The sequence below is a fragment of the Microcoleus sp. BM001215392 genome (assembly GCF_036700185.1).
In the GTDB taxonomy this organism is placed as follows: domain Bacteria; phylum Cyanobacteriota; class Cyanobacteriia; order Cyanobacteriales; family Microcoleaceae; genus Microcoleus.
This window is the reverse complement of sequence record NZ_JAUBOJ010000348.1, coordinates 1-8,388: the sequence shown is the minus strand read 5'-3', so window position 1 is coordinate 8,388 and position 8,388 is coordinate 1. Positions and strand designations below refer to the sequence as shown.

The following is an 8,388-nucleotide window of genomic DNA, read 5'->3' as shown; positions in this document are numbered from 1 at the left end:
AAAATCAGACTATTCATTACTCCAATCCTCGGACTTAAGGGTAGAGGTCGCTCTCCTTCGGTCAAGCCCTCAACTGTCAAGCCCTCAACTGTCAACTGTTGAACGAACCTTAAATATCCCAATTACCAATGCCCTGCGCAGGCGTTCTTCCCTGTGCCCATGCCCAATCTAAAATCTAAAATCTAAAATCGTTTGATGCCACAAGTTATATTAGAAAATATCTACAAAAGTTTTCCGCTCCGCCAAGGAGAACAGGAAAAAGCAGCAAACATTGTCCCCGAAAGTGTCTCGCCAGAAGCCTCTGGCTCAAATTCTAACAGCGTTTTGCGGCGAATTAACCTGACAGTCGCAGACGGGGAATTTATGGTACTGGTGGGGCCTTCTGGCTGCGGAAAAAGCACTTTGCTGCGATCGATCGCTGGTTTGGAAGTTTTGACAGCCGGTAATATCTGGATTGGCGATCGCCTGCTTAATGATTTGCCTCCTAAAGACCGAAATATCGCTATGGTATTTCAAAATTATGCTCTCTACCCTCACTTAACCGTTTACGACAATCTCGCCTTTGGATTGCGCCGCTCAGAGACAGAAAAAGTCCGAGGGAACAAGGAACAAGGAACAAGGAACAAGTCCGAGGGAAGAAGTAAGAGGGAAGAAATAAAAGGGAAGAAGGAACAAGAGACAGAGACAGGGATAGAAAAAGGAAGAAGGGAGAAGGCAGAACAAATCAGGAATAAGATCGAAGAGGTGATTAATTATTTAGCTTCTCATGTAAATAAGGAGCAACTATATAGTTTATCTGAGGATTTTTTAGTGGGAGCAACTCGCAAGTTGCCTCCGGGTTTGCGCTATTTTTCGCAACGGGAAAAGGCGGTGGGAGAACGAGTCCGGGCGGTAGCTCAATTATTGCAAATAGAACCGCTTTTAAATCGCTTGCCCAAACAACTTTCGGGAGGGCAAAAACAGCGCGTGGCTTTGGGTAGGGCGATGGCTCGCAATCCTGAGGTGTTTTTGATGGACGAACCGCTATCGAATCTCGATGCTAAGTTGAGAGCCGAAACTCGATCGCAAATTGTGCAGTTGCAGCGACAGTTGGGAACTACCACTATTTATGTGACTCACGACCAAACTGAGGCGATGACTATGGGCGATCGCATTGCGATTATGAATGCTGGTCAACTTCAGCAAGTCGCTTCACCTCTAGAGCTTTACAACAAGCCTGCTAATTTGTTTGTTGCTGAGTTTATCGGTTCTCCGCCGATGAATTTTTTACCCGTGCAGTTTACTGCGCCGCTGTTGATTTCTCACCCCCAATTTCGCTTTACTTTGCCGGATATTTGGGCGAAAAATCTACAGCGGTATGACGGCAAAAAGTTGATTTTGGGCATCCGACCCGAGCATCTGACCATTCACCCTCCTGCTACCAAAAATCTGTCGGTACAAGTGGAAATTGTCGAGGCTTTGGGACATGAAACTTATTTGCGGGTGTGTTTGACTGATGCTCCCGCCGTGCAGATGCAAGTCCGAATTCCTCCGGAGCGCTCGGTGAGAGTTGGCGAGGAGCTTTGGCTGGCGATCGCCCATGATAAAATTCACTTGTTCGATCCGGATACCGAATTGGCGATTTTTCCTCGTTAACGAATAGGAGAAAGGTCGATCGACCTTTGTTACCGATATCACATCTCACACACTTGCACTTTTTTCAAGTGAATGTTATATTTATTTACATAAGCCTTACAAAAGTTAACGAAAGAAGTTCGCACTATGCAAGAACAAAAACGCAACGCTTGGAACAGGGGCTTCAGCGAAGGAGCTGAAAATTGGAACGGTCGTTTGGCGATGATTGGTTTCTCTACCGCTGCGATCGTCGAATTGGTTTCCGGTCAAGGCGTGCTTCACTTCTGGGGCCCGATCTAATTTTTTAGCTAAAACTTTTCAGACACTGCAAAGCTTGGGAGTTCCGTTGGGGACTCCCAAAATTTTGCCCGCGGACTTTTAGCGCAGCGCAATTTATGCCGGGATTTACCCGCGCAGCAAATATCAGCCGTACCATTAGCAGCGATCGCTCTTTTGGGGATGGGGGGTGTCGCCCCAAAAGAGTGGAGATCACTCTTTTGGGTGATGCGAGACAAATGCTCTAGCGGATATATTCTTTTAAGATGCTGTTCCGATTCGGATGTCGCAACTTGCGCAGGGCTTTAGCTTCGATTTGACGAATTCTCTCGCGAGTGACGTTAAAGATTTGACCAATTTCCTCTAAGGTCTTCATCCGTCCGTCGTCTAAGCCGTAACGCAACCGCAGTACATCGCGTTCTCGGGGGCTCAGAGTGTCCAAAACACTTTCCAAATCTTCTCTGAGCAAGTTTTTCGAGACTTGATCTTCTGGCGTTTCCCCGTCAGATTCAATAAAGTCTCCCAGACGCGAGTCTTCTTCTTTGCCGATCGGAGTTTCGAGAGAGATTGGCAATTGTGCAGATTTAGCGATGAATCGCAACTTCTCGATCGTCATCTCCATCCGGGTAGCAATTTCTTCTTCCGTAGGCTTGCGACCCATTTCCTGAGACAGCAGTTTGGTAGTTTTCTTGATCCGCGAGATGGTTTCGTAAAGGTGAACCGGTAGGCGGATCGTACGCGATTGGTCCGCGATGGCTCGGGTGATGGCTTGACGTATCCACCAAGTTGCGTAGGTAGAAAACTTGTAGCCTTTTTCGTGATCGAATTTTTCAGCGGCACGGATCAAGCCTAAAGAGCCTTCCTGGATTAAATCTTGGAAGGACAAACCGCGGTTCATGTATTTTTTGGCGATCGACACCACCAAACGCAGGTTTGATTGCACCATCTTCTCCTTCGCCCGCCGCCCTATGTGGAGTCGGTGACGAAATGCTGGTAGTGCCATATCTACAGCAGTAGCCCACTCGTTATCTTTGGGTTCGCGGTCTAACTCTTCGAGCAGTTGTTCTCGAACTCGCTCTAATTCCAGCAAATCTGCAATCTTGCGGGCGAGTTCAATCTCTTCATCTGCTCGCAGCAGTCGAATCCGACCGATTTCTTGCAAGTAAAGACGAATAGAGTCTTCTGTATAATGCTTTTTCTTTGCCTGAGCCCGACGGCGGGCTTTAGCACCTTTGCCAGCTTTAGTGTCGTCTTCCTCGGAGGAACTGTCTAAAAAATCTTCTCGATCGTCTTCTTCGTCGATAAAGAGTTCCAACTCACTCTCAGGTAGAACGCTTTCGCCGTTCCGAAGCAAATCGATTGTTTCCATTTGGGGTGTAATTTTGGTTTCGAGTACGGTGTTAGCCTGGATCATGCTGCTTTCCTCATGCTCCTGAATTAAAGAATAAATAACAGTGGAATAGTGTCTGTTTGTAGTTTAGACAAGTTAGCCAGTATTGACATTCCTGTAGGAAGAAATAGTGGGATTTTCTGTCTGCTAAGTTGCGCAGTTACCGAAACTGCACCAGTTTTATGAGTTTAAGTTGGAATTCTGGTTTGAAGCAGCCAGCCGATGCAATCTACGATCGCAGATTTTAACACTACGATTTTCGATTTTCAGCCTGCGGTTTTTTCATTCGCAACAAATAACCGCATTATCTGCGATACCTTCCCAGAAAATCACAACCCCAAATGCGAGCGATCGCACCTCAAAAAATACTGGCTTTTTGCTTCGCCGCTTCGATCTTTTACCCGTGCAAGTTTTCCGGCACGGAACCCTCTAACTTATGCGCATTCAAGGTGTGAGCTGTTTAGTCGCCTGCTGCTTTGATGATGTTGTCTGACATCACAGTTGCACGGCCACTTTTCGCCACCTCAGATGCGGTTCTGCTGCCTCAAACCCAACTTCCTCAGAGGGTCAAAGCACAATACTGTAAAATTGGATCTTACCAAGACCTTCCCGATTGTAGCCTTTCTCACAAAAAATGGAAGTTGTTTGCCGTTTTTTGTCTGGAACCTGCAAACTTTGTCAACTTAGCTTGACAATACAGACTCGTGTCTGGATCTGCTCAATCCTGAGAACTGCCCGCAAAACTTTGGCACGATCGAACGGCGCTGTTTTCGGCGAATATCTGGGTGAACGGCTGCGGCGTAGTTGGCCAGACACTTAGCAGACAGTTTTCGACTTGGCGGAATTGAGACCAATACAATCCGTATAAATGCACCCATCTTTACCCTGTTTCCCTGAATTGAATCATACGCAATCTGCGATTGAATAAAGCTTGCGAGCTTTAGTTGTAAGTCGGTCACTCTGGATGAGAAACCGATGATGACCCCAAATGAAGCGTTGCGGGTTTAGTAGTGCAACAGGGGCTTTCTTTGTTAAGTTAGCTCAATTTTTCAAAATTGGGCATGATTTTGACATTACATCACATTAAGTTGGTAACGTCACATTCTCATTTAAGCTCGGCTGCGAGCTTTGGCGCTACGGATAACAGCCAGACAGAATATGTGCTAAGAGTTCGCTCGTGCGGTAATTGTACGCTGCGAACTGCCAGCGGGATTCTGGGTTTCTCTAACTAATATCTAAATTCATTTTAATCTCAGAAACAACTTAAGTCCAATATTACTAAGTTTAGCTCGATCTTGCCGAGGTAGACCCGAGCGAGCGAGCGATCGCCACCATCGCCTCTTAACTCCATCAACTGCATCCTACTCCAAGCTGCTCAACCAGATCGCGATTCCAGCGACTTAGTTATTGAACATATCGGCAACTTTATACTTGCTTAAAAAATATCCGCTGCAATATAAAGATCCGATTAAGCGACCGCAGCAACTTACTGTAAAATTACTTAACAGCCGACTTTATTTCCAGCAAACTCCTACTGTTTTCAATTGTATATTAACAGTAGAAGCATCGGGATCGCCGATGGGATCGGGGTTGAGAACTGACAAAACAGTTGCATTCAGTTGTAAAACTAAGCACCTCACAACCAGATTCATACTTAAATCGCCCACTGCTACCACATTAAAAACTAATCTGCAACCTTCGCTGAAGGTGCAAGTTACGCCACTTTCGCCCGCAGCGTTGCGACTGCAAACCTGTCCTCACCGCAGTCGAGTAATTAAACTGACTCAATCGCACGGTAATAAAAATTTGACAGCGCCCCAACGCAAGCTGTGTCGCCGTACAGACGCGCGTGTGACCGCGACATTCGATCGGCAATACCCCGCCTCCATTCCGGTTCTAACCCCAGCCTCACAGCTATTTCTACATATTCTGCTGCGCTGTCAGCAACGGTTTCTGTCACTCCCAACATTTGCAAAATCCCCAAGGAATGGCGGCCCCGCATAAATTCTCCCGGACAAGTGACAATTGGTAAATTACACGCGATCGCTTCTAAAGTTGTGTGACCTCCCGACCAACCAAAACTGTCGAGAAAAATATCAGACAAAAGTTGCAGGTTCCAATAAGCTTTCTCATCCATTTTAGGTAAAATCACGCAAAAGTCCCCGCTATCCAAACCGTACTTAGCAAAAGCCCCGTGCAGGCGCTGCTGAAATAGTTTACCAATATCAGCATTCGGACGCGAGATAAAGGCAAACTGAGCTCTATGAACCTGTCGGGCAATTTGGGCGAATATGTAGTCGTGCTGCGGCAGGTATTTGCAGAGAGTTTGACAGCACAGGTAAACAACAGCCTCCTCGCGCAGCCCAACATTTCCACGAGTGGCGGTTGCCGATCGAATTGCTGGCGAAGGGTAGCAAATACCAATATTCGGCAAGCGAATTAATTTTTCTGAATAATGTAAAACTGCATTTTCCGGTTCCATCAAGTCGCTGGAAAGGAAATAATCGACTGTCGGCAATCCTGAAGTCACCGGATGCGCCCAGGAGCTACACTGAACGGGAGCAAGGCGCAAGGCTGCAAGTTGAGTCATTTGCGGTTGCAGTCCAATATCGAGAAAAACCAGTACGTGTAATTGGTCAGCAATAATTTGTTGGCAGATTAATTCTAAGTTGCCGGGGATGTAGCGGAAAGTATCGCTGTAAAATCGGAACTGTTGAGTAAAGTTGTCTTGCGTCTCCGTAATTTGATAGCAATATATTTCAAATTCGCTGCTGCCCTGTTGCAGCCAGCCGAGGGTTAATTTGCCGACTGTATGTCCCCACAAGCAACCAGATATGTAGCCGATGCGAATTTTTCCGGTTTTGCTGGGGGGAGGTAGCGGTAAATCCTTTACCCACTGCGGGTAGTTAGCAGCCATGACTTTGCTGGCAAAGTCCCCGTACAGTTTCTGAATATCTAAGTCGTTGCAGCCTTGATAAGCTAGAAAAAAGTTGGTGTGCTGACCGATAATTGTTAAAGCTTTTTGTTTGCCTGCATCTGTATCGAGGTTGGTTTGTTGGATTAACTGTTTGATTCCCGTCTCGAACCGATCGCGATAAACAGCTATTTCCTCTACACTTTGATAAATCACCGGCAAAATTAAATACTGTCCCGGATTAAAAAAAACCTCTTGGGGAAATAAACTCGACGCTTGGCTAGCAATTGCGATCGCTTCTGAAGTTTTCCCGGATGCGAGCATTGCTGAGACTAAATTGCGGTAAAGACTGGCATCTGCTGGATAAAGCTCGATCGCCTCCCAGCAAACTTGAACTGCTGCTGCATATTCCTCTAAATGTTGGTAACACTCAGCCAAATTTAAATATAATTGAAGGTCGCCTGTTTGAACTTCTAAAAATTTCCTGTACTGGATAACGGCTTGTTGATATTCGCCGCGCCCACAGCAATCGTTGCCAAAATAAAGGTATGCTTGAATTGGGTCATTTTTGAGACGGCGGGCCAATTCGAGATTGGCGACAACTTCCGCAGCATCGGGCTGCAATTGCCCTGCTGTTTCGTAAACCGCGATCGCGCGATCGACTTTTGTTTGCGACAGCAGCAAGTTTCCCAGATTCAGGTAGCTGCCGAAATGAGCGGGATTAAGTGCGATCGCTTGACGGTAAATTGACTCAGCTCGATCGACATCGCCGATTTGTCCTAAAATATTTCCTAAATTATTATAAGCATCAATGCAATTAGGGTCGAGGGCGATCGCCTCTCGATAAGCTGTCACGGCACCGATAACATCCCCGGTTTTTTCGAGCACCAAGCCCATGCTGTAATGAGCGCCAGCTACGGAGGAATCCACCGCCAAACATTCGCTCAGCACCTGTTGCGCTTCTCGATACCGCTCTGTGGCATAATAAAGTATGCCGAGATTTTGCCAAGCATTTACTTGACTTGGATCGCGCTGCAAAACTTGCTGGTACTTCTCCTCTGCTGCGGTAAATTGTCCGGCTTGGTGCAGGTTTAAAGCTTGACTGTACAGCTCTTCGGTGATTTTTTTTCGGTCGGGTTGCTGCAAATCGTAAATTGATTGAATCGCCGCTCGACTGCTCAATTTCTGAAAAGTTGACCAATCGTAATTGCCGGATGTATTGACGACATCCCAACTGAAAACCTGCAAGCCATTCCAAGCATCGCTAAATTCAGGCGCGGAAAAATCAAATAGCAGTTGACACTCAGGATGGGCGGCGATAAAATCCCAGTTGGCTTGACGCGGGGCATCCCAATTGCTATTACTTAAAACAATCAGTGCTGAGTCTGCTAAAAAAGGTTTTGATAAAAGTAAAGCTAGTAAGTGCGATCGATAATCGTGAGCAGCATCATAAAATAATACACCAATTTTTTCGGCAGATTGCATTTCCCGCAAATCCCAGAAAAATTCCTCAAAATTTTGATGGCAAAAAACAACTTGTTCTGATAAATTAAAGTTGGTTACATTTTTTCCTAAATTATCGCTGCTGTCGCCAAAAGTATCAAATTCAGAAAAGTCATCAACGGCACAAGCGGTTATTTGTGAATGATTTAGCAGCGTACCGATTAAGCTACCGCCTTGAAAGCAGCCGATTTCGCAGTAGATTTCTTCAGAAGACATACATTCGACAGCCCAATTTAGCAACTGCATTGCATTGGCTGTCGTTGTGGTTTGCAGAGAGTTGATTATTTGCTGAAATTGACTGGATTTTGGTTCGGCTTGCGGTGTCCCCCAGTTATTGTACAACTCAGATATGTGTTCGAGAAATGTTTTGTATTTCATCTTTTGCGTTTGCTTGTCAAACGGTTCGTAGTGAGGAATGCAAGTCCTCAGAAAAGAAAAAACTGAAGTCCGAACGATCGAACTTTTTTAGACTAGAGTATTGAGAAAGGGAAGGACTGAAGTCCTCACTACAAACCTTTTTATAGGACTAAATTGCTGAGAAAAGAAAGGACTGAAGTCCTCACTACAAACCTTTTTATAGGACTGGAATTATCAGAGAAGAAAGGACTGAAGTCCTCACTACAAACCAATTTTTCGTATTAGACTTGAATTGCATAAGTCTTTGATTGATACAGAAACCGCAGATGTCAGA

At 45.7% G+C, this 8,388-nt stretch carries 6 protein-coding genes; 3 read left to right on the top strand and 3 right to left on the bottom strand.

The window, feature by feature from the left end; translation table 11 throughout:
- The first annotated feature begins 195 nt into the window (after nucleotides 1-195).
- The 3 genes from QT974_RS27195 to QT974_RS27185 all read left to right on the top strand — a co-directional run bounded on the left by QT974_RS27195 (nucleotide 196) and on the right by QT974_RS27185 (nucleotide 2,138).
- A complete protein-coding gene (locus QT974_RS27195) occupies nucleotides 196-1,635 on the top strand; it encodes an ATP-binding cassette domain-containing protein (RefSeq protein WP_333471523.1) in 1,440 nt (479 codons plus the stop codon).
- Nucleotides 1,636-1,761: 126 nt separating this feature from the next.
- Nucleotides 1,762-1,914 carry a chlorophyll A-B binding protein gene (locus QT974_RS27190; protein ID WP_333471522.1) on the top strand — a complete coding sequence of 51 codons (153 nt, stop codon included), beginning with the start codon at nucleotides 1,762-1,764 and terminating at the stop codon, nucleotides 1,912-1,914.
- A gap of 95 nt (nucleotides 1,915-2,009) precedes the next feature.
- Nucleotides 2,010-2,138: a hypothetical protein gene (locus QT974_RS27185; RefSeq protein WP_333471521.1), complete on the top strand. Its 129-nt coding sequence runs from the start codon at nucleotides 2,010-2,012 to the stop codon at nucleotides 2,136-2,138.
- Here QT974_RS27185 and rpoD read toward each other — a convergent pair.
- The 3 genes from rpoD to QT974_RS27170 all read right to left on the bottom strand — a co-directional run bounded on the left by rpoD (nucleotide 2,135) and on the right by QT974_RS27170 (nucleotide 8,075).
- Nucleotides 2,135-3,304 carry an RNA polymerase sigma factor RpoD gene (gene rpoD, locus QT974_RS27180; RefSeq protein WP_333471520.1) on the bottom strand — a complete coding sequence of 390 codons (1,170 nt, stop codon included), beginning with the start codon at nucleotides 3,302-3,304 and terminating at the stop codon, nucleotides 2,135-2,137. The two genes, QT974_RS27185 and rpoD, sit on opposite strands and share 4 nt — an antisense overlap.
- Before the next feature lie 1,490 nt (nucleotides 3,305-4,794).
- On the bottom strand, nucleotides 4,795-4,932 hold the full coding sequence (locus tag QT974_RS27175; RefSeq protein ID WP_333471519.1) for a hypothetical protein: 138 nt from the start codon (nucleotides 4,930-4,932) through the stop codon (nucleotides 4,795-4,797).
- A 122-nt stretch (nucleotides 4,933-5,054) separates the two neighbouring features.
- Complete coding sequence (locus tag QT974_RS27170; protein WP_333471518.1) at nucleotides 5,055-8,075, bottom strand: tetratricopeptide repeat protein; 3,021 nt, start codon at nucleotides 8,073-8,075, stop codon at nucleotides 5,055-5,057.
- Between the last annotated feature and the right edge of the window lie 313 nt (nucleotides 8,076-8,388).